The organism is Brevibacterium sp. GP-SGM9 (assembly GCF_047300845.1).
GTDB lineage: Bacteria > Actinomycetota > Actinomycetes > Actinomycetales > Brevibacteriaceae > Brevibacterium.
Map to the genome: position 1 here is coordinate 582,370 of NZ_CP178563.1, position 24,258 is coordinate 606,627.

21 protein-coding genes are annotated in these 24,258 nt (G+C 65.4%); 3 read left to right on the forward strand and 18 right to left on the reverse strand.

The window, feature by feature from the left end; genetic code table 11:
* Positions 1-101 precede the first annotated feature (101 nt).
* Positions 102-1,232 carry a glycosyltransferase family 4 protein gene (locus tag ACH82I_RS02615; protein ID WP_230743877.1) on the forward strand — a complete coding sequence of 377 codons (1,131 nt, stop codon included), beginning with the start codon at positions 102-104 and terminating at the stop codon, positions 1,230-1,232.
* Positions 1,233-1,295: 63 nt separating this feature from the next.
* Here the strand turns inward: ACH82I_RS02615 and ACH82I_RS02620 are convergent, their stop codons facing one another.
* From ACH82I_RS02620 to ACH82I_RS02675, 12 genes are all read right to left on the reverse strand, one after another.
* Positions 1,296-1,895: a histidine phosphatase family protein gene (locus ACH82I_RS02620; RefSeq protein ID WP_413335306.1), complete on the reverse strand. Its 600-nt coding sequence runs from the start codon at positions 1,893-1,895 to the stop codon at positions 1,296-1,298.
* Positions 1,892-2,245, reverse strand: a complete 354-nt coding sequence (gene rsfS, locus ACH82I_RS02625; RefSeq protein WP_269067105.1) for a ribosome silencing factor — start codon at positions 2,243-2,245, stop codon at positions 1,892-1,894. Before rsfS ends, ACH82I_RS02620 begins: the two co-directional genes overlap by 4 nt.
* Positions 2,246-2,308: 63 nt before the next feature.
* On the reverse strand, positions 2,309-3,994 hold the full coding sequence (locus ACH82I_RS02630) for a hypothetical protein (RefSeq protein ID WP_413335308.1): 1,686 nt from the start codon (positions 3,992-3,994) through the stop codon (positions 2,309-2,311).
* A complete protein-coding gene (gene nadD / locus ACH82I_RS02635) occupies positions 3,987-4,592 on the reverse strand; it encodes a nicotinate-nucleotide adenylyltransferase (RefSeq protein WP_269067026.1) in 606 nt (201 codons plus the stop codon). Before nadD ends, ACH82I_RS02630 begins: the two co-directional genes overlap by 8 nt.
* 1 nt (position 4,593) lies before the next feature.
* Positions 4,594-4,755 (reverse strand): hypothetical protein, encoded by a 162-nt coding sequence (locus tag ACH82I_RS02640; protein WP_230743872.1) that lies wholly within the window; start codon positions 4,753-4,755, stop codon positions 4,594-4,596.
* 151 nt (positions 4,756-4,906) lie between these two features.
* A complete protein-coding gene (locus tag ACH82I_RS02645) occupies positions 4,907-6,196 on the reverse strand; it encodes a glutamate-5-semialdehyde dehydrogenase (protein WP_413335311.1) in 1,290 nt (429 codons plus the stop codon).
* 3 nt (positions 6,197-6,199) lie between these two features.
* The gene (proB, locus tag ACH82I_RS02650) at positions 6,200-7,357 is read right to left on the reverse strand and encodes a glutamate 5-kinase (protein WP_230743870.1); all 1,158 of its coding nucleotides are present in this window, start codon (positions 7,355-7,357) and stop codon (positions 6,200-6,202) included.
* Positions 7,354-8,913 carry a GTPase ObgE gene (gene obgE, locus ACH82I_RS02655; protein ID WP_230743869.1) on the reverse strand — a complete coding sequence of 520 codons (1,560 nt, stop codon included), beginning with the start codon at positions 8,911-8,913 and terminating at the stop codon, positions 7,354-7,356. The genes proB and obgE overlap by 4 nt, the downstream gene beginning before the upstream one ends.
* 99 nt (positions 8,914-9,012) lie before the next feature.
* Positions 9,013-9,264, reverse strand: a complete 252-nt coding sequence (rpmA, locus tag ACH82I_RS02660) for a 50S ribosomal protein L27 (protein WP_230743868.1) — start codon at positions 9,262-9,264, stop codon at positions 9,013-9,015.
* Between the two features lie 15 nt (positions 9,265-9,279).
* Positions 9,280-9,588, reverse strand: coding sequence for a 50S ribosomal protein L21 (rplU, locus tag ACH82I_RS02665; protein WP_230743867.1), 309 nt, complete (start codon positions 9,586-9,588; stop codon positions 9,280-9,282).
* A gap of 230 nt (positions 9,589-9,818) precedes the next feature.
* Complete coding sequence (locus ACH82I_RS02670) at positions 9,819-10,136, reverse strand: chorismate mutase (RefSeq protein WP_230743866.1); 318 nt, start codon at positions 10,134-10,136, stop codon at positions 9,819-9,821.
* Positions 10,137-10,257: 121 nt separating this feature from the next.
* A complete protein-coding gene (locus tag ACH82I_RS02675) occupies positions 10,258-11,790 on the reverse strand; it encodes an alanine/glycine:cation symporter family protein (protein WP_413335315.1) in 1,533 nt (510 codons plus the stop codon).
* A gap of 142 nt (positions 11,791-11,932) precedes the next feature.
* On the opposite strand from ACH82I_RS02675, the gene ACH82I_RS02680 reads away from it, so the two are divergent.
* The gene (locus ACH82I_RS02680) at positions 11,933-13,111 is read left to right on the forward strand and encodes an SPFH domain-containing protein (protein ID WP_413335317.1); all 1,179 of its coding nucleotides are present in this window, start codon (positions 11,933-11,935) and stop codon (positions 13,109-13,111) included.
* A 144-nt stretch (positions 13,112-13,255) separates the two neighbouring features.
* Here the strand turns inward: ACH82I_RS02680 and ACH82I_RS02685 are convergent, their stop codons facing one another.
* Positions 13,256-16,369 (reverse strand): Rne/Rng family ribonuclease, encoded by a 3,114-nt coding sequence (locus tag ACH82I_RS02685; protein WP_413335319.1) that lies wholly within the window; start codon positions 16,367-16,369, stop codon positions 13,256-13,258.
* Positions 16,370-16,714: 345 nt separating this feature from the next.
* Here ACH82I_RS02685 and ACH82I_RS02690 point away from each other — a divergent pair, with 345 nt between their 5' ends.
* Positions 16,715-17,365: a vitamin K epoxide reductase family protein gene (locus ACH82I_RS02690; RefSeq protein WP_230743862.1), complete on the forward strand. Its 651-nt coding sequence runs from the start codon at positions 16,715-16,717 to the stop codon at positions 17,363-17,365.
* 224 nt (positions 17,366-17,589) lie between these two features.
* On the opposite strand, the gene ndk is transcribed toward ACH82I_RS02690, so the two are convergent.
* The 5 genes from ndk to ACH82I_RS02715 all read right to left on the reverse strand — a co-directional run bounded on the left by ndk (position 17,590) and on the right by ACH82I_RS02715 (position 24,209).
* Positions 17,590-18,003 (reverse strand): nucleoside-diphosphate kinase, encoded by a 414-nt coding sequence (gene ndk / locus ACH82I_RS02695; RefSeq protein ID WP_230743861.1) that lies wholly within the window; start codon positions 18,001-18,003, stop codon positions 17,590-17,592.
* Positions 18,004-18,086: 83 nt separating this feature from the next.
* Complete coding sequence (locus ACH82I_RS02700; RefSeq protein ID WP_230743860.1) at positions 18,087-18,452, reverse strand: DUF4233 domain-containing protein; 366 nt, start codon at positions 18,450-18,452, stop codon at positions 18,087-18,089.
* Positions 18,449-19,891: a bifunctional folylpolyglutamate synthase/dihydrofolate synthase gene (locus tag ACH82I_RS02705; RefSeq protein ID WP_413335322.1), complete on the reverse strand. Its 1,443-nt coding sequence runs from the start codon at positions 19,889-19,891 to the stop codon at positions 18,449-18,451. The genes ACH82I_RS02700 and ACH82I_RS02705 overlap by 4 nt, the downstream gene beginning before the upstream one ends.
* Positions 19,888-23,166, reverse strand: a complete 3,279-nt coding sequence (ileS, locus tag ACH82I_RS02710) for an isoleucine--tRNA ligase (RefSeq protein ID WP_413335324.1) — start codon at positions 23,164-23,166, stop codon at positions 19,888-19,890. Before ileS ends, ACH82I_RS02705 begins: the two co-directional genes overlap by 4 nt.
* 287 nt (positions 23,167-23,453) lie before the next feature.
* Entirely contained in the window at positions 23,454-24,209 is a 756-nt protein-coding gene (locus tag ACH82I_RS02715; protein ID WP_230743857.1) for an SDR family oxidoreductase, read from the reverse strand.
* Positions 24,210-24,258: the final 49 nt, after the last annotated feature.

Sequence of the window (24,258 nt, forward strand, 5' to 3'; positions counted from 1 at the left end):
CATCGGTGACGGTTCCTTCACACACTGATCCTTCGCCACGATGAACGTACACTCTGACAGACTCAGACTTACAAGACTTCAGACTATCGACTCGGAGTTCCATGAGCAAAAGCACACGCAACCTTCAGACCGGTCGAACGGTGTCGGTGTTCTTCGACGCCCGCTTCACCAGAACCACCCATCACGACGGCATCTCTCGCTATGGATCGTGCCTGCTCGCAGCGTTGCTCGACGCCGCAGCAGACACCGAGATCGAAGTCACCGCGATCATCAATGACGAAGCTCAGCTGGATCTGCTGCCGCAGTGCCGGTGGGTCAAGCTCAACTCCCCCACGTCTCCGGCTGAGGTCTTCATCGCCTCCGAGCTCAATGCGCTGGGAGCCGACGTGGTCTTCTCCACCATGCAGGTGATGGGGTCCACGGGTCGCCGATACGGGCTGATCCTGACGATCCACGATCTCATCTACTATTCGCACCCGCAGCCTCCGCGCGACCTACCGCTGCCGGTGCGATGGCTGTGGCGGGCCTACCACCTCAGCTACGCCCCGCAGCGGCTGCTGCTCAACCGTGCCGATGCGATCGCGGCAGTATCGGAGACGACGAAGGAGCTCATCGCCGCCCATTCGCTGAGTTCGAAACCGGTGACCGTAGTCTCCAATGCCGCCGAGGTGACCGCGGAGAATGCTCGCACCGTGAACAGGCATGACGCGAAGTCGCTCGTCTACATGGGTGCCTTCCTGCCGTACAAGAACGTCGAGACCCTGATTCTCGCGCTGGAGTTCCTGCCGGGGTGGACGCTGCACATTGCGAGCCGGATCGAGGGGCGCCGTGAGGCTCAGCTGCGTGCGCTCATTCCGGATCGGGCGAAGGTCGTCTTCCACCGCGGTGTCAGCGACGACGAGTATGCCGAACTCCTCGACTCGGCCACCGCCCTGGTCACTGCGTCGCGGGCGGAGGGGTTCGGTCTGCCCGTGATCGAAGCGATGGCGCAGGGAGTGCCGGTCGCCGTCTCGGACATCCCGATCTTCCATGAGATCGCCGGTGATGCGGCCGTGTACTTCGATCCCGAGGATCCCCGCTCGGTGGCGGCGCGCATCGCAGACCTCAGCGATGAGACTGTGTGGGCCGAGGCGTCGGCGGCGGGCCGCGTGCAATCCGAGAAGTTCGACTGGGAGGAATCGGCGCGGGCCCTCATCGGACTCATCCGCTCGGTGAATGCCGAGCGCGGCTGAGTTGTGACCTGCGTCCGGCGGCGGGAGGGCCGCGAACCGCAGAGGGGCCCGCGGAACGGGCGGCTACCGGGCGGGGCGGGTCCCCCAACTGCGCAGCACCCAGTTCTCACCGGTGAAGCCGAACTCACCGTGTCCGCAGTTGCCGAGAACGGCCAGGCGGCCGCTGCCGGTGAGCCCGAGCAGGATCTCCGCCGCGCCCCGCAGAACAGCGCCGTGAGCGACGATGGCGATCGTCTCGGCATCGGTGGTGTAGACGAGGTCGACGATCGCCTCGGCGACCCGTTGTCCCGACTGGCTGCGTGATTCGCCTCCGGGTGGGCTCATATCCGCTCCTGCCGCCCAGGCCGCCAGCTCCTCGGCCCAGTTCTCGGCGACCTCTGCTCGGGTCGAGCCTTCCCAGTCGCCGAAGGCGGTCTCACGCAATCGAGCGTCTCGGACCGGTTCGAGGTCGAGCAGTTCGGCAAGGTGATCGGCGGTTTCGGCGGCGCGAGAGAGATCGGAGGAGACGATCAGCTCGGGATGCAGGTGCTGAAGATTCTGCGCCGTTTCGGCGGCCTGCGCGCGACCGAGGTCGTTCAGCGGCACATCCGACTGACCTTGGAAGCGTCCCGCGACATTGAAGTCGGTCTGGCCATGACGCCAGAAGATGACCGTCTTGGTCATGAAGCGTCGTCTGCGGCCGGCAGCTGCAGGTCGATGACCGGAACGTCCTTCCACAGGCGTTCGAGTGCGTAGTACTCACGCTGTTCGGCGGAGAACACGTGCACGACGATGTCGCCGAAGTCCAGCAGCACCCAGTCGCCGCTGCCGCGTCCTTCGCGTCGGAGCGGAGTGCGCCCGTGGGTCGTCTGCACCGCTTCTTCCACGGCGTCGACGATCGAGGCGATCTGCCGTTCGTTGTCGGCGGAGATGATGAGGAAGGCATCGGTGATGTAGAGCGTGGAGCTCACATCGAGGCCGACCTGGTCGGAGCCGAGCTTCTCGTCCGCGGCCTTCGCCGCAGTTCTCAGCATTTCGGTGGATTCAACGATCTCGCTCACGCGATCCTTTCGGGTGGGTGCTGCTTTCTGAGCCCGTCACAGAAGCATGACCAGGGCGATGACGATGAGTGCCACGGCGACGGTGGCCGCCACGCCGAGAGCGATGAACGGAACCTTCGAGGGTTCCTCACCGACAAGGATCCGACCGTCGTGTCCGGTGACAGCACTTGCACGAATGCGTTCCGCCGGCGGATTCTCGGTCTCTTCGTCCTCATAGTTCGCGTTCGGCAGCGACCACGCTTCCGGTACGGTGTCCATCGGACGGGTCTCCGGGTTGGCAGCCAAGGCGCGTGCCGCGTCATCCGGGGAAGCCTCAGCCGCCGTGCTGTCGGCCGGGCCGGATGCCTGGTTCGCAGGCGTGCCTGCCTCCTGATCCTGGTTCACGCCGGTGCCGGTTGTGCCGGTTCCTGCTGCCGACGCCGACTCTGTCGAGCTTCGGTCCTCGGCTGCTTCGGGGATCTGCGCCGAGGAGGCGGTGACCACGCGGACCCCGGAGGTCGAAGGCGGCTGCACGATCGGCATCCGTCGTGAGCGGCCCTCGGTTTCGCCGGACGCCGCCTTCGTCGTGCCGGTCTCGGCAGTCGAGCTCCCCGGGGCCGTGGCTTCCGTTTTCGGCGCCTTCCAGCGCGCCTTCGAGCCCTTGCTGCGTGCCTTCGACTTCTCAGCACCCGGTTTCTCAGCACTGGGTTTGTCGGTGCTGGGTTTCTCGGCACTGGGCTTCTCGGTGCTTGGCTTCGGAGCTGCGTTCGGGCTCGCCGGCGTCGTCGCTGCGGTCTCTTCGACCGCTCGCGAATCTGTGGCCTCGGCCACGCCGGTGCCGGTGATCTCCGCTGTCGTCAGAGACGGGACGTCGCCGTCATCAGACTCGAGGGCGGACAGCGGCTTGGACAGCGCGTCGTAGGGTTCGTTCTCGGGCGATACAGGTCGGGGGCCCGAATCGGCAGTGACCGGCGATTCGAAGTCTCGGGCGGCGACCTCCTCGGCGGCACCGCCGAATCCTGCGGTGTCGTAGGACTCGGGTTCGGCATTCCGCGCAGGGACATACTCCGGTTCCCCGGACGGCGCCGAATCATCTGCAGCCTGTGGGCGTGTCGGTGCCGAACGCTTCTCCGTCACCGATTCCGACTTCGCGGTCACGGCCTCCGGCTTCGCGGCCGAGGCTCCTGGTTCCGTCCCTGCGGCCGGCGGTGTCTTCGCCGAATCGTCGGTTGGGATCTTCGCGCCGCCATCCTCGGGTCCAGTGTCCTCGGATCCGGCGTCCTCCGGTTCGGCGATGACCGGCATGGCGCCCGTGGAGAGGTCTCCGTCGAGGGACAGTCCATGCTCGCGCAGGTACCTCTTGCGCGCCGCGCGGGACTCGAAGTGCGGCAGCGGAGTCCGCTGCGGGTCGAGTCTGTCCTCGGCGTTGACCGGCGGCCGCTCCTCGAGCGGATGGTCGGTGGCCAGCGGTCCCCGTTCGTGGGATACCTGGGGTGCGGGTTCCGCATCGATGGGCGCTCGGTCGGTGTCGTCGTCCACTTCGCCGGCCTTCTCCTTCGGCTGCGCCGACGGGGCTGCGGGTTCCGACGGGGCCCCGGGAGCCGGTGTCAGGAGTTGGGCACGCAGGGCCGCCGTTTCATCGCTCGACTGTTCAGGGGTGTCGCGTACCTCGAACGCCTGTTCCGCCTTCAACCGCTCGGCTTCGCGCCGCGCTCGACGTGACGTGAACTGCTCCTCAGCCATTCTCACTCCTGTACAACTCGTATTTCGCGATGTACTGGACGACTCCGTCTGGCACCAGATACCAGACCGGTGCCCCGTCCATCACTCGTTGTCTGCAATCCGTTGAAGATATCGCCAGGGCCGGAATCTGGACCAGACTCAGACGATCCACCGGCAGGCCCTCACCGCGAAGTTCATGGCCCGGCCGACTCACTCCGACGAAGTGCGCCAAAGAAAACAGCTCATCCACATTCTTCCACGTCAGAATCTGAGCCAAAGCGTCCGCGCCGGTGATGAAGAACAACTCCGTATCCGGTCCGTAGCTCCGGGACAGGTCGCGCAGAGTGTCGATCGTGTAGGTGGCTCCCGGTCGATCGACGTCGGCCCGGGACACAGTGAAGCGCGGGTTCGAAGCCGTGGCGATCACCGTCATCAGGTACCGGTGTTCGGCACTGGTGACTTCGCCGGCGTCCTTCTGGTAGGGCCGACCGGTCGGGACGAACACCACCTCATCGAGGTCGAAAGTCGACTGGACTTCGCTCGCTGCAACCAGGTGGCCGTGATGAATGGGGTCGAAGGTGCCGCCCATGACACCGACTCTGCGTGTGCGTTCAGCCATATCAGTGGCGGTAGGAGATACCCTTCCACGACCGGGATACGGCCGCCAGCGTCATGAAGATGGCAAAGGTGATGAGACCGAAGAAGATCGGATCCATCGGAAGTTCGTGGTGGACGGCATGCTCCGCGCCCTCGGCAGCGGACGCCAGGATGGCTGCGTTCACGGGTGTTCTCCTTACATCAGGCAGGTGAGGCTTCGTCGGCGCCTCGTCGTGTTCTGTTCTCAGTTTCTCATGAACGATGCCAGAAGACGGCATCGACATGGCCATGGTCGGTCACCGCAGCCCGATTGCACGCGGAACCGCGGCCCGGGGTTCACTCTCTGATCTGCCCGTTGCCCATCATCACCCATTTCGTGGTGGTGAGCTGTTCGAGGCCCATCGGTCCGCGTGCGTGGAGCTTCTGCGTCGAGATGCCGACCTCCGCGCCGAAACCGAGTTCGCCTCCATCGGTGAAGCGGGTCGAGACGTTCACTCCCACTGCGGCGGCATCGATGGCGGTGACGAAGGTCTCGGCATTGTCGAGGTCCTTGGTCACGATCACCTCGGTGTGTCCTGAGGAATAGGCGCGGATGTGCTCGATCGCCTCGTCGATGCCGGAGACCAGTTTGACCGCGAGTTCGAGGCCGAGGTATTCCTTGGCCCAGTCTCGGCGGGAGACCCTCTTGATCTTCATGGTCGAGGGGGCGAGAGCCGCGACATCGGTGTCGGCGTGGACGACGACTCCGGCCGAGTCGAGGCGTTCGAGGATCTTCGGCAGCACTCGTCGGGCGGCTCGCTCATGCACGAGGAGGGTCTCGAGCGAGTTGCAGACACTGGGCCGGTGTGTCTTGGAGTTGAGCACCAGGTCGACCGCGGTCTTCACTGTCGCAGAGGAGTCGACGAACATGTGCACATTGCCGATGCCGGTCTCGATGACCGGGACGATGGATTCCTGAACCACCATGCTGATGAGTTCGGCTCCCCCGCGGGGAATCAGAAGATCGACGTAGTCGCGGGCGTTCATCAGCACGCTGGCTCCCTCGCGCCCGTACTGGTCGATGCCGTTGACGGTGTCCGCGGGCAGTCCGGCCGATTCCACGGCCTTGCGGAGGATCGAGATGATCTCGGCGTTCGACTGTGCGGCGGCGGAACCTCCGCGCAGCACTGAGGCGTTGCCGGACTTCAGCGCCAGGATCGCGATGTCGACGGTGACATTCGGCCGGGCTTCGTAGATGGCTCCGATGACTCCCATCGGCACCCGAGTCTGGGTCAGGCGGATGCCGTTGGGCAGGGTGCGTCCGACGACGATGTTGCCGACGGGATCAGCCAGATCGATGACGGTCTCGACGGAGGCGGCGATCGCCTCGATGCGGTCGCCGTCGAGTCGCAGCCGATCGAGCAGCGCGGTGCTCATTCTTGCTTCGGTGCCGGCGGCGATATCGGCATCATTGGCCTTGACGATGCGCTCGGAATTGGCCCTGAGTGCCTCGGCGATGGCCGTGAGCGCCGCATTCTTCTCTGCCGTCGACGAGGTCGCCAGTCGGCCTGCGGCGGCCTTGGCATTGCGGGCCACCCTGGTGACGCCCCGAACTGTCTTCGGGTGTATCTCGGATACAGCGGTCATGTGCTATCTCCCCCCGCTCACGTGTGTGAGAACGAGATCGTTTCGGTGGATGACTTCTTTACGGTAGTCATTTCCCAGTCGGGTGCCAAGTTCCTCGGTAGTGCAACCGAACATCGACGGCAGCTCCTCTGCGGAGAAGTTGACCATTCCGCGTGCGATGGCCTCCCCCTCGAGGTTCCTCACTTCGACCGGATCTCCCGCTTCGAAGCCGCCTTCGACGGCTGTCACACCGGCTGCCAGCAGGGAGGTTCCACGGGAGAGCACAGCCGACTCCGCGCCTTTGTCGATGGTCACCGATCCGAATGTCCTGGCCAGGTGACGCAGCCACAGCAGACGGGTGCCCCGACGACGGTGGGTGACGGCGAAGTAGGTGCCGACATGCTCACCTGAGAGAGCGCCGGCGGCGTTCCCTGCCGAGGTCAGCACGGCGGGGATGCCGGAATCGGCGACCATCGTGGCCGCTTCGACCTTCGTCGCCATGCCCCCTGTGCCGGTGCCGGCAGCACCGACTCCGCCGATGGCAATCGCCTCAAGGTCTGCGGCCCCGCCGACCCGATCGATCCGGATCGAGTCGGAGAGCTGCGGAGGTCCCGAGTAGAGGGCGTCGACGTCGGAGAGGAGGACGAGTGCGTCGGCGTGAGCGAGGTGGGCGACCAGAGCGGCCAGGCGATCGTTGTCGCCGAAGCGGATCTCCTCGGTGGCTACGGCGTCGTTCTCGTTGACGATCGGCAGCGTCCCCAAGGCCAACAGCTTGTCGATGGCGCGCTGGGCGTTCTTGTATCGGGTGCGTCGAATCAGATCATCCGCCGAGAGCAGCACCTGGCCGGGGACGAGGTCATAGCGACCCAAGGCTCGCGTGTACGCGGCCATCAGGAGTCCCTGACCGACGCCCGCGGCCGCCTGCTGTGTGGCAAGGTCGCGCGGACGCTTGCGCAGTCCCATCGGTTCGAGGCCGGCCGCGATCGCACCGGAGGAGACGAGGATGACCTCGTGTCCGGCGGCCCGATGCGCGCCGATGACATCGGTCAGTGCGATGAGCTTCGCTTCATCGAGCCCGCCGTCGAGCGTGGTCAGGGACGAGGAGCCGACCTTGACGACGATGCGCCGGGCACCGGCGATGTCCGAGCGCGTCGAGGTCTCATCACCGACGGCCCGACTCACCGCTGATCGGGCTCGGACTCGGACCGGTCGGTCGATGCCGGTCGCGCGCGCTGCGCTCGCTCGGCGAGTCGTTCCTCTTCGAACTCGGCACGGACGGCGGCCTTCGCATCCATCCGCTCGTGATAGGCAGCCTTGCGCTCCTTGCGGGTGGCGCGGGCTTCCTCCTCGAGTCGCAGGTCGCTTCCGCGCGAGCCGAGCAGCTCGGCTCCGCCCACGGTAGTGGGATCCCAGTCGAAGACCACTCCGTCGGCGCCGCCGATGATCACCGTGTCGCCGGGTTTCGCACCGGCTTTGAACAGGGATTCCTCCACGCCGATGCGTTCGAGGCGGTCTGCCAGGAATCCGACGGCCTCGTCGTTGCCGAAGTCGGTCTGGCGCACCCAGCGCTGCGGCTTGTCGCCGAGCACGCGGAAGACCGGACCGTCGGCATCGTGTTCGGTGCGGACTTCGAATCCGCGGTCGTCGACCGCCTTGGGACGGATCACCACGCGCTGCGGAATCGCCTCGAGGGCGGTGCGGCGTTCTCGTTCGGCGACGACGAGTTCGGCCATGGCGAAGGACAGCTCCCGCAGTCCGGCATGGCTGACGGCCGAGATCTCGAATACCCGGTAGCCGGCGGCCTCGAGATCCGGACGGACGATGTCCGCGAGATCGCGACCATCGGGGATGTCGACCTTGTTCAGGGCGACGAGCTTGGGCCGTTCGGACAGGGGCAGCAGTCCGCTCCCGTCGTCGAGGTCGACCGCGTAGGCGGCGAGTTCGGATTCGATGACGGAGAGATCGGAGACCGGATCGCGTCCGGGCTCCCATGTCGCCATGTCGATGACGTGGACGAGACCGGCACAGCGTTCGACGTGGCGCAGAAATTCGAGTCCGAGGCCTTTGCCCTCGGAGGCGCCGGGGATCAGACCGGGTACATCGGCGACCGTGAAGCGGGTGTCCCCGGCCTGGACCACACCGAGGTTGGGCGCGAGAGTCGTGAACGGGTAGTCGGCGATCTTGGGCTTCGCCGCCGAAAGTGCGGCAATCAGACTCGACTTGCCGGCAGAGGGATAGCCGACGAGGGCGATGTCCGCGATGGTCTTGAGCTCGAGGACGAGGCTGAGGGTCTCCCCCGGCTCACCCAGGAGCGCGAAGCCGGGCGCCTTGCGTTTGGTCGAGGCCAGGGCTGCATTGCCGAGACCGCCGCGCCCTCCGGCTGCGGCGATGTATTCGGTGCCCGCGCCCACGAGGTCGGCGATGATGTCACCGCTGGTGGTCTTGACGACTGTGCCTTCGGGGACGGCGACGACGAGGTCACCGCCGTCGGCTCCGTCGCGCATGTCTCCCTTGCCGATGCCGCCGCCGTCGGCCCGCAGGTGGGGGCGGTGGTGCAGTGGCAGCAGGGTCGTGGTCTGACTGTCGACGACGAAGATGATGTTTCCGCCGTCTCCGCCGTTGGCGCCGTCGGGCCCGCCGAGCGGTTTGAACTTCTCGCGCCTGATCGAGGCGCACCCGTTTCCGCCGTCGCCTGCGGAGAGATGGACGGTGACGCGGTCTACGAACTCGGTGGCCATAATGTCCTTATATCAGATGAAGGGTGAGTCATGGTGACTCACCCTTCATGATCCCCTGTGCGGGGAGAGATCAATTGCTGTCGAACCGGATCCCGAAGATCAGGCGCCGACGATGTTGACGATCTTGCGACCGTTGCGCTTGCCGAATTCGACGGATCCCGCGGTGAGCGCGAAGAGGGTGTCATCCCCTCCACGGCCGACGTTGGAGCCGGGGTGGAACTTGGTTCCGCGCTGGCGGACGATGATCTCGCCGGCCTTGACGACCTGACCGCCGAAGCGCTTCACGCCGAGGTACTGTGGGTTCGAGTCGCGACCGTTGCGGGTCGAGCTGACTCCCTTTTTGCTTGACATGTGAGAAGTCTCCTCTTACTTGATGTTCGTGATCTTCAGACGGGTGAGGTCCTGGCGGTGGCCCTGACGCTTCTTGTAACCGGTCTTGTTCTTGTATTTCTGGATCACGATCTTCGGACCGCGAAGCTCGTTGACGACCTCGGCGCTGACCGAAACCTTCGACAGTGCGTCGACGTCGGTCGTCACGGTCTCACCGTCGACGAGAAGTACGGCATCGAGTTCGACGCTCTCGCCAGCCTTCGCCTTCATTCGGTTGACTGTGATGATATCGCCGACGCTCACCTTTTCCTGGTGACCTCCGGCGCGGACGATGGCATAGACCATGGTCGAACCCTTTCTGCTTATACACAAACGAACGGCGGTTGGTCCCTTGGCTGCCGCGAATGGATCGTCGCAGGCATCCCATTGAGAGGAATCACCAGCCGTGGTGCGTCATGCGCACCGACGCTCAATTCTAGTCCACGGCAACCCGCTGGGCAAACCGACGTCGCCGTCGCATCGACCCCGCGTCGAGGATGTGAGCCATCTCCCATCGACGGCGCCGATGGTACGGCTCAGGCTTCGCGGGATTCGGCGATCCGCTCGTGGTGATGGATCACCTCGGCGACGATGAAGGCAAGGAACTTCTCTGCGAACTCCGGATCGAGATGAGACTCCTCGGCCAGGCTGCGCAGACGCGCGACCTGCCTGGATTCCCTCGCCTCATCGGCCGGCGCCAGACCGTGATCGGCCTTGAGCTCGCCGACGGTCTCCGTGAGCTTGAATCGCTCTGCGAGCAGGTGGATCAGGGCCGCGTCGATGTTGTCGATGCTGCTGCGCAGCTCCAACAGCCGCTCCTGAGCGCGTGTCTTGTCGTCCTTGTTCTCATTCACGCACCCCAGTCTAACGATGCCCGGACATGATCGTGTGCCGCGACCCACGCTGGTCACGGCACACGATCATTCGACTCTCAGGCCGTCATCCGAGCTCAAGTCGGATGGCCCCTCATGAAGCTCAGGCGTTGTCCGGGACGGGGACGGCGTCCTTGGTCTCGAGATCGTTGAGCGTACCAGCCCGACGATCGGCAAGGTACTTCTTCATCTCCTTCTTGACCACAGGCATGAGCATGTAGAGGCCGAGGATGTTGATGAAGGCGCACATGAACAGGGCGGCATCGGCGAATTCGACGACCTTGGAGAAGCTGGCGATGCAGCCGATGACGACGAAGACGCAGACGAGGGTCCGGAAGGCCGTGATCGTGGGCTTCGACCGACCGAACAGGTAGCTCCATGCACGTTCACCGTAGTAGGCCCAGGTGATGAGCGTGGAGAAGGCGAAGAGTGCGACGGCGATGGCCAAGAGGATCGGGTACCAGGAGGCGACGGTGGAGAAGGCATCCGAAGCCAAGGCGACGCCGCCGATCTCACCTTCGCCGAGGTCCTCGCGGTAGGAGGCCTGGTTGGCGACGATGATCGTCAGTGCGGTCATGGTGCAGACGATCACGGTGTCGATGAAGGGCTCGAGGAGAGCGACGAAGCCCTCGGAGATGGGCCGGCGGGTCTTGACCGCCGAGTGGGCGATGGCCGCCGAGCCGATGCCGGCCTCATTCGAGAAGGCCGAGCGCTGGAAGCCGATGATCATGACACCGACGATGCCGCCTGCGATGCCCTGGGGGTTGAAGGCTCCTGCGAAGATCTCGCCGATCGCGTTCGGGATGTTGGTGAAGTTCATGCCGAGCACGAGAAGGCAGGAGACGACGTAGAAGATCGCCATGCCGGGAACGAGCTTGTCGGTGACCTTCGCGATGGACTTGATCCCGCCGAGGATGACCAGGGCGACGAGTGCCGCGAAGATGATGCCGAAGATGAGGGAGGCGAACGGCCCGGCGAGGAAGCCGTCATCGCCGCCGGTGGCGGTGCGCACCTGAGCGAAGGTCTGATTGGCTTGGAACATGCCGCCGCCGACGACGCCGAAGATGAGGATTGCGACCGCGAAGAGTCCGGTGAGCACTGTCGCCACCGGTTTGGAGAAGCGACGGAAGGCGATCGGCAGGTATTTGAACGGACCGCCGTGGACGACGCCGTTCTCGTCGATCTCACGGTATTTGACTCCGAGGGTGCACTCGACGAACTTCGTGCACATGCCGAGGAGGCCGGCGACGATCATCCAGAAGGTCGCGCCCGGACCGCCGAGTGCGATGGCGACGCCGACACCGGCGATATTGCCGAGTCCGACGGTGCCCGAGAGCGCCGAGGCCAGGGCCTGGAAGTGGGTGACCTCACCGGGGTCGTTCTTGGAGGAGTACTTTCCGCGGATGATCTCGAGCGAGAGCTTGAACCCGCGGGCTTGGATGAAGCCGAAGTAGACGGTGAAGACGAGGGCGGCGAAGATCAGCCAGAAGACGACGAAGGGGAATGAGAGATCCCCGAGGGTGACCGGGAAGAAGATGATGTTCCCGAACCAGGTGGCGATCGGGTCGAACCAGGTGTTGATGGCATCGTCGACGGGCGAGCTGGGAGCATCTGCAGCTAACAGTAAGGTGTTCATGTTGTTCAAAGCTTCCGTAGCCGGGGCGAACTGACAAGCACTCGGAGCACCGGGAACGATTCGGTTACAGAACTGTTACCTGGATCACACATTCGTCCTCACGGTGAGACATCCGTCTCACCTGGTGTCCTAGACTGGTGGCATGTCACAGAACCCCGGTCCCCCGAACAGCAATCAGCCAGGTCCTCCGATCCGGCAGCCCCAACCCGGCCAGAGCGGACCCGGATACGGTCCGCCCTCAGGGCAGCCGCAGCCTTATGATTCCACCGCCGGTCAGGGGACCCCTCCGGGCGCCCGGTCCCAGGGCGGTCCCCCTCGACAGACCCCGGCCGGGCCGGGGCAGCAGGCCAACGCCCCCGGCCTGCACAGAGGTGGGGGCAATGCTCCGGGAGGTGCCCCGCGCATCGTCTCCCCCGAAGGCGAACGAGTCAGAGAGCGCCCGGCCGGCGGCTTCTCGGGATACTTCGCAATCGTCGCCGCAGTCATTCTCCTGCTCATCGCCGTGCTGCTCGGCGCGCTCGGCTTCTTCCTGACCTTCGCTCAGGCGACCCTCGGGGTCATCCTCATGGTCATCGGCATCATCAGCTTCGTGGCCTCGATGTTCCTCTTCAAAGGCTGCACTTCGGTGGCTCCCGGACATGCGGTCGTCCTGCAGCTCTACGGCAAGTACGTCGGCACCGTCCGTCAGTCGGGACTGCGATTCGTCAATCCGCTGTATTCGAAGGATCAGGTCTCCACGCGCATCCGCAACCACGAGACTTCCACGCTGAAGGTCAATGATCTCGACGGCAACCCCATCGAGATCGGAGCCGTTGTCGTCTGGCAGGTCAAGGACACCGCACAGGCCATGTTCGAAGTCGACGACTTCGAGGAGTTCGTCGCCATCCAGGCGGAGACAGCGGTTCGCCACATAGCGAACTCCTATGCCTACGATTCCTCGGATCCGAATCGGATGTCTCTGCGCGACAACGCCGATGAGATCACCTCGAAGCTCTCCAACGAGGTGGCCGCCCGTGTCTCTGCGGCGGGGGTGACGATCATCGAGTCGCGGATCACGCAGCTGGCCTATGCCGCCGAGATCGCCCGCGCGATGCTGCAACGTCAGCAGGCGACTGCGGTCGTCGCCGCCCGGCAGCTCATCGTCGAGGGAGCCGTGGGCATGGTCGAAACGGCCATCGCAGAGATCGAGGGACGCAATATCGTCAACCTCGGCCAAGCCGAACGCAGCGACTTGGTCTCCAACCTGATGATCGTGCTGTGCGGCGACACCGCGGCGCAGCCGACCATCAGCACCACGCGCAACCAGAGTTCGACCGGCTGAGTTCCCCGATCCTGGGCGCTCAGCCGGGCACCCAGCTGCGGAGCGGTCCCAGACCGGTGAATGGCGAGGCGCCCTGCCGATGATCATGGAGATCACCGGCAGGGCGCCTCGCTGTGCGCGTGGGCTCAGCCTCGCACTGCGGTATCAGCTCTCGCCGATGATGACGAACGAGGTCGGCAGCTGCTCCTTCGCCGCGTCATCCTTCGGCTTGGTCTGGGCCGCGGCCGAACGGCGAGGCGCACGCTTGACCGGCTCCGCCTTGGCGACCTTGGTCGCGGTGTCGGCGCCGATCATCAACGGCAGCTCGGCTGCCGGTTCCGACTTCTCGGGTGCCGTCGCGGGCCGAGTCTTCTCTGCGGCGCCTGCTGCTGAGGATTCTGCCTGCTCGTCCGAACGTGCAGACTTCGCACTCGTCGCGGTCCCGTCCTGCTGGGAACCAGTCGACGAGTTGTCTGCGGATTCGGCGGACTGCTCGGAGTCTGCGTTCGACCGGCGGCGCCCGTTACGGGACCGGTTGCGGCCCGAACCGGAGCGACCCGAGCCGCTGCGACCGTCCTTGTCCGAGTCATGCCCATCGCCCGCAGGATCCTGCGGACCCTTGTCGGCGTTCTGCCCGGCCTTTTCGGCGTGCTGCTCGGCGGCATCGTCGGAGTCCTCGTCCTTCTTCAGGGTCGCCTTGGCGATTGCCGCGACCGCCGAGCGGGAGGCATCCGAGGTCACCGAATCCGCAGAGGAGTCGGCTTCGCTGTTCTTGGACTTGCCGTTGGACTCACCACGACGCTTGCGATCGCGACGGCTCTCGTTGTTCGAGCCGTTCGAGGATTTGCCTCCGCGATGGGATTTGGAACCGTCTTCCTCGGATCCCGGAAGCAACAGGCCTCGACCCGAGAGATCGGCGCCGGCGCTGACCATGGATTCGGCCAGACCCGTGCCGATGCGCTTGCGGGTCATCTGCACGAGTCCGAGCGACGTCACCTCGGCGACCTGATGCTTCGTCCGGTCCCGGCCCAAGCACTCGACGAGGCGACGCACGACGAGATCGCGGTTCGATTCGAGCACCATGTCGATGAAGTCGACGACGATGATGCCGCCGATGTCGCGCAGGCGCACCTGGCGGATGACCTCTTCGGCGGCCTCGAGGTTGTTTCGGGTCACGGTCTCTTCGAGGTTGCCGCCGGAACCGGTGAACTTTCCGGTGTTGACGTCGACGACGGTCATCGCCTCTGTGCGGTCGATGACGAGGGAACCGCCCGAGGGCAGACTGACGGTACGCTGCAGCGCCTTCTGAATCTGCTCTTCGATCCGGTAGTGGTCGAAGATGTTCTCTTCTTCGCTGTAGCGGTGGACGCGTTCGAGCAGGTCGGGGGCGACCGCCTCGACATATTCGTGGATGGTGTCCCAGGCCCCGTCGCCGTCGATGACGAGCGAGTTGAAGTCTTCGTTGAACACATCGCGGATGATGCGCACGATCATGTCGGGCTCGCTGTAGAGAAGCTGCGGTGCGAGCACCTTCGTCGACTTCGACTTCTTCTCGATCGTCTCCCACCGCTTGGCCAGGCGCTCGACATCGCGGCTCAGGTCCTTATCGGTCGCGCCTTCTGCAGCGGTGCGCACGATGACGCCGTTGGAGTCGCCGACGAGTTCCTTGAGGAGCTTCTTCAACCGGCTGCGTTCGTTGTCCGGCAGCTTCCGGGAGATTCCAGTCATCGAATTGCCGGGCACGTAGACGAGAAAGCGGCCGGGCAGGGAGATCTGGCTGGTCAGCCGAGCACCCTTGTGACCGACAGGATCCTTAGTCACCTGCACGAGCACGGAGTCCCCCGAGCTCAGAGCGGTCTCGATGCGACGGGCCTTGCCGTCCATTCCGAGTGCGTCCCAGTTGACCTCACCGGCGTAGAGCACCGCGTTGCGGCCCTTGCCGATGTCGATGAACGCGGCCTCCATGCTCGGCAGCACATTCTGGACCTTGCCCAGGTAGACATTGCCGATCAGCGAGGACTGCTGCCGGTTCTCCTTGAGGTAGTGCTCGACGGCGATTCCGTCTTCGACGACGACGAGCTGGGTCTGGTCGCCGCTCTCGCGCACGATCATCGTCCGGTCGACGGACTCGCGCCGCGCCAGGAACTCGGCTTCGGTGATGACGGGGCGTCGACGTCCGGCCTCACGACCTTCCTTGCGACGCTGCCGCTTCGCCTCGAGACGGGTCGATCCCTTCAGCGAGGTGACTTCATCCCGGTCGGTGCTGCGAGACCGGGTCCGGGAACGCGAGCGGCGGCGGCGACGCGATCCGCTGTCGCCGTCATCGTCGTCATCGTCGCCGTCGTCGGAGTCCTCCGTCTGGGACTCGCCGCCGGAGTGGTCATTCCCGGTCTTCGTCTGGTTCTGCTCCGAGTCGCCCTGCTTGGACTTGTTCTCGGAGCGACGGTTCGAGCGTGCGCCGCGACGTGAGCTACGGGACCCTTCGTCGTCATCGTCTGTCTCATCCGTCGACTGCGACGAGTCCTTGGCCTCGGACGACTCGGCCGAATCGGTGGAGTCGTCGCGGTTGCGGGACCGACGGCCCCGTCCGCCTCGGCGACGCCGACGGCCGTTCGAATCATCCTCGGAGTCATCACGATCGTCATCGTCCGAATCATGGGAATCCGAGGTGGAATCCTCGGCGTCATCAGAGCCATCCCAGTCATCGTCGTCATCGTCCTCGACATGCACGACCTGGGCCAGCTCGGCCTGGGGCACCTGGAAGATCAATCCGCCGTCGTGGGGCGCGGGCGGGGTGGCACGAGGTTCCGGAGCCGCCGCCGGCTCGGGCTGCGCGGCGGGTGCGGCGAAGGGATTGCGCGGATCGAAAGTCACGGACGGTGTGGACCGGGTGCGGTCCTCACGGTCATTCGCGGACTGGGCCTGCTGGTCCTCGTCGTCGCTGTCCGAATCGTCGTCCGAGTCATCATCGGAGCTGTCACGGACGAACTGCTCGAATACGAGGCCTCTGTTGGCCACCGCCTCGCGGGCCTTCTTCGGGCCTCCCCGCTTCGGCTGGGGCTCGGGTTCCGGAGCCTCGTCGGCCTCCTCGGCACTTCCGCCCGTACGCAGCGATTCCGCCGCCTCGGCGATGTGGTCGAGTCTCTGCCTGACGGTGTCATCGACGTCCTCATGGGCGTCGCCGTCGGCATTCACCTTGTGCTGGAGATCAGCGAGGTCGGCGAGAATGCCCTGTGTTGCATCATTTGCTTCGTTGCCGTCGTTCGACGTGTCGTTCATCAGTTCTCCCAGTCCGGAGACTCCGCCCACACCTCGCGGATCTCCGGATCCTTGCATGGTCCGTATCGGACCGAAACCTGTGGATGGCACTTCCGGCTCGCGCTCCGCGCGTAGGCCTTCCGGGCTGCCTCATCTTGGTGTCGACCTGCGAGGTCCTACCCTCGACTCGGTGGAGGCACTTCTCCTGCTCGGTGTGAGAGCAGGTATCCGTATCGCCATTATGTCACACAACTTCGCGCCCGGACCGGATCCCGGCGCTTCGGTGTGGTCCGCATCACTACCCTATTCGGGGAATTCACAGTGATGAGGTTTGCCGCACGTGCCCGCGGCAGGCATCCTTGGAGGGTGAACAGCACACAGACACTCACCGATGACGAGCTCGACGTTCCGGAATCGACCCGATCCTGGGTACTCAGGGGGCTCCCGTTCGGCCTCTTCCTCATCATCGCCTCGATCATCGGCTTCATCGCCTCGTTCGCCTTGGCCGCGGAGAAGTACGAGAAGCTGGAGAATCCGAATGCGGTCCTCTCCTGCGACTTCAACCCGTTCTTCTCGTGCGGTTCGGTGATGGAGCATCCGGAGAGTCAGCTGTTCGGCTTCCCGAACCAGCTGCTCGGCATCGCCGCCTTCGTCTTTCCGCTGCTGATCGGCGTCCTCATCCTCGCCGGCACCAGGCTGCCCGGCTGGGTCCAGATCGGCTTGAATATCGGCCTCGGCCTCGGTGTCGTGCTCGTGATGTTCCTGTTCTACACCTCGATCTACGCCATCGGTGTCGGCTGCCCGTGGTGCATCGTCGTGTGGACCGTGACGATTCCGATGTTCGTGGGAGTCACCGCCCGCAATCTGCTGTCCGGGCACTTCGGTGCCGCCGCGGCGCAGAATCCGATGGTCAAGGTGCTGGCGAAGGAGAACATCGCCGTCTCCGTGCTGTGGCTGCTCATCATCGCCGCGTGCATCCTCACCCAGTTCTGGAGCTTCTTCGCCTCGCTGTTCTGATTCCGGCTCGACGCTGCGAGCTCGACGCTGCGAACTCGGCTCCGTGGCGCTCTGAGCTCGCCTCGGCGCTGATCCGGTCCCGGCGGGGCTCCTTCGGCCCGAGCAGCGAAAAAGCGGGTGCCCCGCCTGTCGGCAGGGCACCCGCTTCACGTCTGATCACCAGTTTCGGGGATCGCCTGGCCGGAGCTGACGATCCGCTTCCTCGGATCAGGCGTTCTCAGGCCTCAGGCCGGGAACCAGATCCCGATCTCCCGTTCGGCCGACTCCACGGAGTCGGAGCCGTGGACGAGGTTCTTCTGGACCTTCTCGCCCCAGTCGCGGCCGAGGTCACCGCGGATGGTGCCCGGTGCCGCAGACGTCGGATCGGTGGCTCCGGCCAGTGACCGGAAGCCCGGAATCACACCCTGTCCGGAGGCGATGATCGAGACGATGGGTCCTTCGGACATGAAGTCGACCAGCGGCTGGTAGAAGGGCTTGCCCTCGTGTTCGGCGTAGTGGGCGGCGAGCTCCTCGGCCGTCGCCGACCGCAGGCTCAGGGCATCGATCGTGTAGCCCTTGGCCTCGATCCGTGCGAGGATCTGACCCACCAGTCCGCGGGCCACCCCGTCGGGCTTGATGAGGATGAGAGTGCGTTCCATTCCGGTCCTTCCGTTGCATGTGTCGACGACTGTTCACAGCTTACCGGGCACGGGTGCCCGGTGATCAATTCGCCGAGGCGGCCTCAGGACCGCTCGGCGACTTCCCTGTCGATGCGCGCCGACCAGTACACGGCCACCGCCCACAGGGCGATGAAGAGCACCGCGACGAAGAACATCGAGTTGAGGACGAAGCCGGAGGCCAGCAGGAGGGCCTGCACGATCCAGCCGAGGATGACTCCGGGGCGCTTCTGGCCGATCCTGCGCGGCAGCATGCCCACCGCCGCGATCGCGAGCACTGCGATGACCGACGCGCCGATGAGCAGCTGCCCGAGGGTCAGCGAGCCGGCGGTCTTGACCGCAAGCCCATAGGCGGTGAGTACCGCGAAGTAGACGACGAAGAGTTCGCAGATGAGGATCGACCCGCACAGCACGGGGTACTTCGACTTCATTCGCTCTCTCCCCTGCCCAGCAGCAGCCGGGCCTCGGCCACCGTGTAGAGGGAACCGGTGACGACGATGCCGGGGCTGTTCGCCTCGGCCGCGTTCGCCAGGTCGATGGCCTTCATCAGGGCGGCGTTGAGATCGGCGGCGAGGATCACCGAGTCCTCGTCCACCCACTCCCGGGCTGCCTCGGCGAGTGTCTCCGCGCTCAGCGCCCGCGGACTCATCGTCTCGCTGATGACGAAGGCGTCGGCGCTGCGGTGGAGCTCTTCGAGCACCCCGTGGATGTCCTTGTCCTCAAGCATCGCCAGCACCATCACGGTGTAGTCGAAGTCGAAGGCCTCGGCGAGGGTGTCGGCGAGCACATGAGCGGCATCGGGGTTGTGTGCCCCGTCGACGACGACGCTCGGGCCGGTGCGCACGAGTTCGGCGCGACCCGGCGAGGTGGTGCGTGAGAGTCCCTCGGCCAGGGTCTCGAGGTCGAGAGGCTTTCCTTCGTCGCCGAGGAACGCCTCGGCCGCGATGATCGCCACCGCCGCGTTGTGGGCCTGATGGATTCCGTGCAGGGGAACGAAGACGTCGGTGTAGACATCGCGCAGTCCCTGCACCGTGACCAGCTGGCCGTCGACGGCGCGTTGGCGATCGAGGAGCCGAAAGTTCCGCTCCTCGGTCAGGGCTGAGACACCCCGGCGCTCCACCTCGGCGTCGAGGACGGTCTGGGCCTCCTCAGCCTGTTCGGCGATGACCGCGACCGGACTCGGTGCCGGACTCGGATCCACGTTGCGGTCGAGGATCCCGGCCTTGGTGCCCGCGATCTCGGCCAAGGTGTCACCGAGGAACTGCTGGTGGTCGAGACCGATCCGGGTGAATACGCACACTTCGGCGTCGGCGACGTTGGTCGAATCCCATTGCCCTCCCATGCCGACCTCGGTGACGACGACATCGACGGGGGCATCGGCGAAGACCGCGAATGCCAGCACTGTCAGGGCTTCGAAGTAGGTCAGAGGGGCCCGGCCCTCGGCGGCGAGCTCGGCATCGACGATCTCGAGGTAGGCGGAGATCTCATCGAAGATCCGCACGAAGGTCTCGATTGCCACGGGCGCCCCGTCGACCGAGATGCGCTCGGTCACCGAATGCAGGTGAGGGCTGGTGAACCGGCCCACCCGCAGATCGTGGGCGGTGACGATCGAGTCGATCATCCGTGCCGTCGAGGTCTTGCCGTTCGTCCCGGTGACCGTGATCACCGGGGCCGCGGTGTGGATGTCGCCGAGGAGCTCGCAGGCTCGCCGGGTCGCATCGAGTCGCAGCTCGACCTGGGTTTCGCCTGCCCGGGCCAACAGCGCGGCGTAGACGCGGGCGAGTTCTCCTCGCGCCGCCTCGTCCGCACCGGCGGACTCGATGATCTCGGGCTCGTCTCCGCTGCGACCGGAGGTGTCCTCGCCGCTCATGCCGGGCTCACGGTCAGCCGAGTGCCCGCAGGCAGCTCCTCGGGAGTGAACACCTGCACAGCCGAGTCATCGATCGCGTCGAATTCGAGGGCGGTCGCCAGGGTCTCACCGGCGATGAGATCTGTGTGCGGACGCAGCGCCGAGGCGACCTCGGAGTCTGCGTCGACTCTCACCGTGATCCTGTCGGAGACATGCAGATCGAGCTGTTTGCGGATGCCCTGGATGGCGCGGACCGCATCGCGGGCCACACCCTCGGCTTCGAGCTCGGGAGTGACCCGGGTGTCGAGGGCGAGGAATCCGGAATCGAGGGCGGCCAGTTCCATGCCGTCCGTGCCGGACTCGGCGACCGAGTCGAGGGTGTACTCCCCTTCGACGAGTTCGATGCCGCCGCTGGTCACGGTGCCGTCGACGACCGACCAGTCCCCCGTCTTCGAGGCCTTGATGACCTGCTGCACCTGCTTGCCAAGCCGGGGTCCGGCTGCGCGGGCATTGACCACGAGGTTCTGTGAGAGCGAGAAGCCGGCCGCCTCCGCCTCGGCGACGTCGAGTACGTCGACGGAGCGGACGTTGAGCTCATCGGCGATGATGTCGGTGAATGCGGCACCGAGCTGCGCGTCGGTGGCCACGGTGAGCTGCGCGAGCGGGAGTCGCACGCGCAGTCGGTTGGCCTTGCGCACCGAGGATGCCGTCGAGCAGATGTCCCGGGTCAGGTCCATGGCTTCCACGAGCTCGGCGTCGGCGGGGAACGCCGCGGCGTCAGGGTAGTCGGCCAAGTGGACGGAACGCTGCCCGGTCAGTCCGCGGTAGATCTCCTCGACCGTGAACGGCAGCAGAGGCGCCGCCACTCGGCAGAAGGCCTCGAGGCAGGTGTAGAACACGTCGAAGGATTCGTGCGTGTCGGCACCGCCGTCCCAGAACCGGCGGCGGGAGCGCCGCACGTACCAGTTGGTGAGCATGTCGAGGTAGCTGCGGACGAGGTCGCAGGCGGCCCAGATGTCCAGGCCCTCCATCGCCTCGGCGAATTCGGTGATGAGGTCGTGCGTCTTCGCCAACAGGTAGCGGTCGAGCACCTGGGTGGAGTCGTAGCGGGTCTGTGCCTGGTACCCGGACTTCTCACCGGCGCTGCCGTCGGCGGTGTTCGAGTAGGTGGCGAAGAACTGCCAGGTGTTCCACAGCGGCAGAACCACCTGGCGCACCCCGTCGCGGATGCCCTGTTCGGTGACGACGAGGTTGCCGCCGCGCAGGATCGACGAGGCCATGAGGAACCAGCGCATCGCATCGGATCCGTCGCGGTTGAAGACCTCGTTGACGTCCGGGTAGTTGCGCAGCGACTTCGACATCTTCTGCCCGTCCGAGCCGAGCACGATGCCGTGGGAGATGCAGTTGGTGAAGGCCGGTCGGTCGAAGATCGCGGTCGCGAGCACGTGCAGCAGGTAGAACCAGCCGCGGGTCTGTCCCACGTATTCGACGATGAAGTCGGCCGGGAAGTGGTTGTCGAACCATTCGGAGTTCTCGAACGGGTAGTGGACCTGGGCGTAGCTCATCGAACCCGAGTCGAACCACACGTCGAAGATCTCCGGGATCCGGCGCATCACCGACTGTCCGGTGGGATCATCGGGGTTCGGGCGGGTGAGGTCGTCGACCCACGGCCGGTGGAGGTCGACCTCGCCGGAGTCGTTGCGCGGCAGTCGGCCGAAGTCGGCTTCGATCTCCGCCAGCGAGCCGTAGACGTCGGTGCGGGGATACGACGGGTCGTCGGAGATCCACACCGGGATCGGGGATCCCCAGAAGCGGTTGCGTGAGATGGACCAGTCGCGGGCGTTCTCCAGCCATTTGCCGAACTGTCCGTGTTTGACGTTGTCGGGCACCCAGTTGATCTGCTCGTTGAGTTCGACCATCCGGTCCTTGAACTCGGTGACGCGGACGAACCAGGAGGACACCGCACGGTAGATCAGCGGGTTCCGGCAGCGCCAGCAGTGCGGGTACGAGTGTTCGTAGGATTCGTGGCGGACCAGCAGCGCGGACCTGCCGTCCAGCGGACCGGTGTGGTTGCGCAGGTCCTTGATGATGGCCTTGTTCGCCTCGAAGACCTGCTGGCCGGAATAGTCGGGCACCGTCGAGTCGAAGCGACCCGCGTCGTCGACAGGGCGGGCGGCAGTGATGCCGTAGGAATCGGTGAGCTCCTTGTCCTCCTCGCCGAAGGCCGGCGACTGGTGGACGATGCCGGTACCGTCTTCGACGGTGACGAAGTCGGCGGAGAGGATCGTGTGCATCCGCTGCCCGAACTCGTCCTGGCGGCCCTCGAAGTAGGGGAACGGCGGCTCGTATTCGCGACCGACGAGTTCGCTGCCGTTGAAGCTGCGCAGGATCTCCGGGTTCTCCCCCAGCTCCCGGGCATAGGCGGACAGGCGCGCCTCGGCGAGGATGAGGGTCTTGCCCTGGAGTTCCGCGGCGCCGTCGTCACCGGGGACGACCGCGACGAGCGGGATGTCCGGATTCACGGCCACGGCCTGGTTCGAAGGCACGGTCCAGGGCGTGGTGGTCCAGATCAGGACCCATTCCTCGGCGTCCTTGAGCTTGTAGCCGATCGTCACGGCCGGATCCTGACGCATCTTGTACACGTCGTCGTCCATGCGCAGCTCATGGTTCGACAGCGGGGTCTCGTCCTTCCAGCAGTAGGGCAGAACGCGGTAGCCCTCGTAGACGAGGCCTTTGTCCCACAGCTGCTTGAACGCCCAGATGACGCTTTCCATGTATTCGACGTTGAGCGTCTTGTAGTCATTGTCGAAGTCGACCCAGCGGCCCTGGCGGGTCACGTACTCCTGCCATTCCTGGGTGTAGCGCAGGACAGAGGAGCGGCAGGCATCGTTGAAGGCGGCCAGGCCCATCCGGCCGATCTCGGACTTGTCGGTGATGCCCAGCTGCCGCTCGGCCTCGAGCTCGGCGGGCAGGCCGTGGGTGTCCCAACCGAAGCGGCGGTCGACCTTCTTGCCCCGCATGGTCTGGAAGCGCGGCACGACGTCCTTGACGTAGCCGGTGAGCAGGTGGCCGTAGTGCGGCAGGCCGTTCGCGAAGGGAGGGCCGTCGTAGAAGACGAACTCGTTCTCCCCGTTCTCGCCCGGATCGCGCTGGTCGATCGAGGCCTGGAACGTGTCGTCGTCCTGCCAGTAGCGGAGGACGGCGTCCTCGATCGCGGGAAAGTTCGGCGAGGCGGACAGGCCGAACGCCGAGGTCGACACCTTGGGATACACCTTGGGATACAGAGGCTGGGTCATGAGCGTCCTTTTGGTTCACTGCGGTCACTGTCACGAGGACGACATCTCTGCCGCGGTACCACCTCGCTTATCCGCAGCCGCCGTCGGTGAAGACGCACGAGCACGGATCGCTCATAGCCGGATCGATGACGGGTCCAACCGTCCGGTTCTACTGGGATCGTCATCCCGCCGAGGTGGTCCTCGACGGATGAGGAATCTGTTCTTCCGGAAGCTCCCCGGTGATGGCCGGATCATCGCAGTTACAATCGTATACCCGGGCCGAGCTCCCCGACCACTCGGGAAGCTGTTCACAGCCCCTGGTTGCGCGCCACCTTGTGTTGGGCCGCCTGGGCGATGGGGCGGATGACCATGAGATCGACGTTGAAGTGGTGGGGTCTGGTCAGGGTGTAGACCACCGCATCGGCGACGTCTTCGGCCGTGAGGGGATTCTCCACCCCTTCGTAGACCTTGTCCGCGCGCTCCTGACTGCCGCCGACTCGTTTGAGGGTGAACTCGTCGGTGGCGACCATGCCGGGAGCGATCTCGATGACTCGCACGGGTTCGCCTGCCAGTTCGAGACGCAGAGTCGCGGCGATCGAATGAGTGCCGTGCTTGGCGGCGACATAGCCGCCTCCACCCTCATAGGCCTGGTGTCCAGCGGTCGAGGACATCACGGCGATGTCGCCGCGACCGGATTCGATGAGCGCCGGCAGGAAGGCCTTGACGACACGGAGCACGCCGAGGACGTTGACGTCGAACATGTCCCGCCACCCGGCCACCGACGCCTCGGCGACGGTATCGGTGCCGTAGGCGGCTCCGGCATTGGCGACGAGGGAGTGGACGGGGCCGGCGGCGATGACCTCTTCGGCGAAGGAGGCGACGGCCTCGTCATCGGTCATGTCCGCTACGAAGTAGCTGGCTCCGGTCTCCTCGGCGAGGGCCTTGAGTTTGTCCTCCCGGCGGGCCACGGCCACGACGTCCCAGCCCTGCTCGCGCAGCTGTCGCACGGTGGCGGCCCCGATGCCCGAGCTCGCGCCCGTCACCACTGCTCTCAACGTCTCCATCTTCGTACCCCTGTCTTCGATCGGTCTGGGTGCTCTTGACTTCCGATGA

Coding starts and splice junctions, on each gene's coding strand:
- ACH82I_RS02675 (WP_413335315.1), bottom strand. CDS start 11,790: ATGAACACCTTACTGTTAGCTGCAGATGCTCCCAGCTCGCCCGTCGAC.
- nadD (WP_269067026.1), bottom strand. CDS start 4,592: ATGGCTGAACGCACACGCAGAGTCGGTGTCATGGGCGGCACCTTCGAC.
- ACH82I_RS02715 (WP_230743857.1), bottom strand. CDS start 24,209: ATGGAGACGTTGAGAGCAGTGGTGACGGGCGCGAGCTCGGGCATCGGG.
- ACH82I_RS02615 (WP_230743877.1), top strand. CDS start 102: ATGAGCAAAAGCACACGCAACCTTCAGACCGGTCGAACGGTGTCGGTG.
- ACH82I_RS02680 (WP_413335317.1), top strand. CDS start 11,933: ATGTCACAGAACCCCGGTCCCCCGAACAGCAATCAGCCAGGTCCTCCG.
- ACH82I_RS02620 (WP_413335306.1), bottom strand. CDS start 1,895: ATGACCAAGACGGTCATCTTCTGGCGTCATGGCCAGACCGACTTCAAT.
- ACH82I_RS02685 (WP_413335319.1), bottom strand. CDS start 16,369: ATGAACGACACGTCGAACGACGGCAACGAAGCAAATGATGCAACACAG.
- rsfS (WP_269067105.1), bottom strand. CDS start 2,245: ATGCTGAGAACTGCGGCGAAGGCCGCGGACGAGAAGCTCGGCTCCGAC.
- ACH82I_RS02705 (WP_413335322.1), bottom strand. CDS start 19,891: ATGAGCGGCGAGGACACCTCCGGTCGCAGCGGAGACGAGCCCGAGATC.
- rplU (WP_230743867.1), bottom strand. CDS start 9,588: ATGGTCTATGCCATCGTCCGCGCCGGAGGTCACCAGGAAAAGGTGAGC.
- ACH82I_RS02645 (WP_413335311.1), bottom strand. CDS start 6,196: ATGACCGCTGTATCCGAGATACACCCGAAGACAGTTCGGGGCGTCACC.
- obgE (WP_230743869.1), bottom strand. CDS start 8,913: ATGGCCACCGAGTTCGTAGACCGCGTCACCGTCCATCTCTCCGCAGGC.
- ileS (WP_413335324.1), bottom strand. CDS start 23,166: ATGACCCAGCCTCTGTATCCCAAGGTGTATCCCAAGGTGTCGACCTCG.
- ACH82I_RS02700 (WP_230743860.1), bottom strand. CDS start 18,452: ATGAAGTCGAAGTACCCCGTGCTGTGCGGGTCGATCCTCATCTGCGAA.
- ACH82I_RS02630 (WP_413335308.1), bottom strand. CDS start 3,994: ATGGCTGAGGAGCAGTTCACGTCACGTCGAGCGCGGCGCGAAGCCGAG.
- ndk (WP_230743861.1), bottom strand. CDS start 18,003: ATGGAACGCACTCTCATCCTCATCAAGCCCGACGGGGTGGCCCGCGGA.
- rpmA (WP_230743868.1), bottom strand. CDS start 9,264: ATGTCAAGCAAAAAGGGAGTCAGCTCGACCCGCAACGGTCGCGACTCG.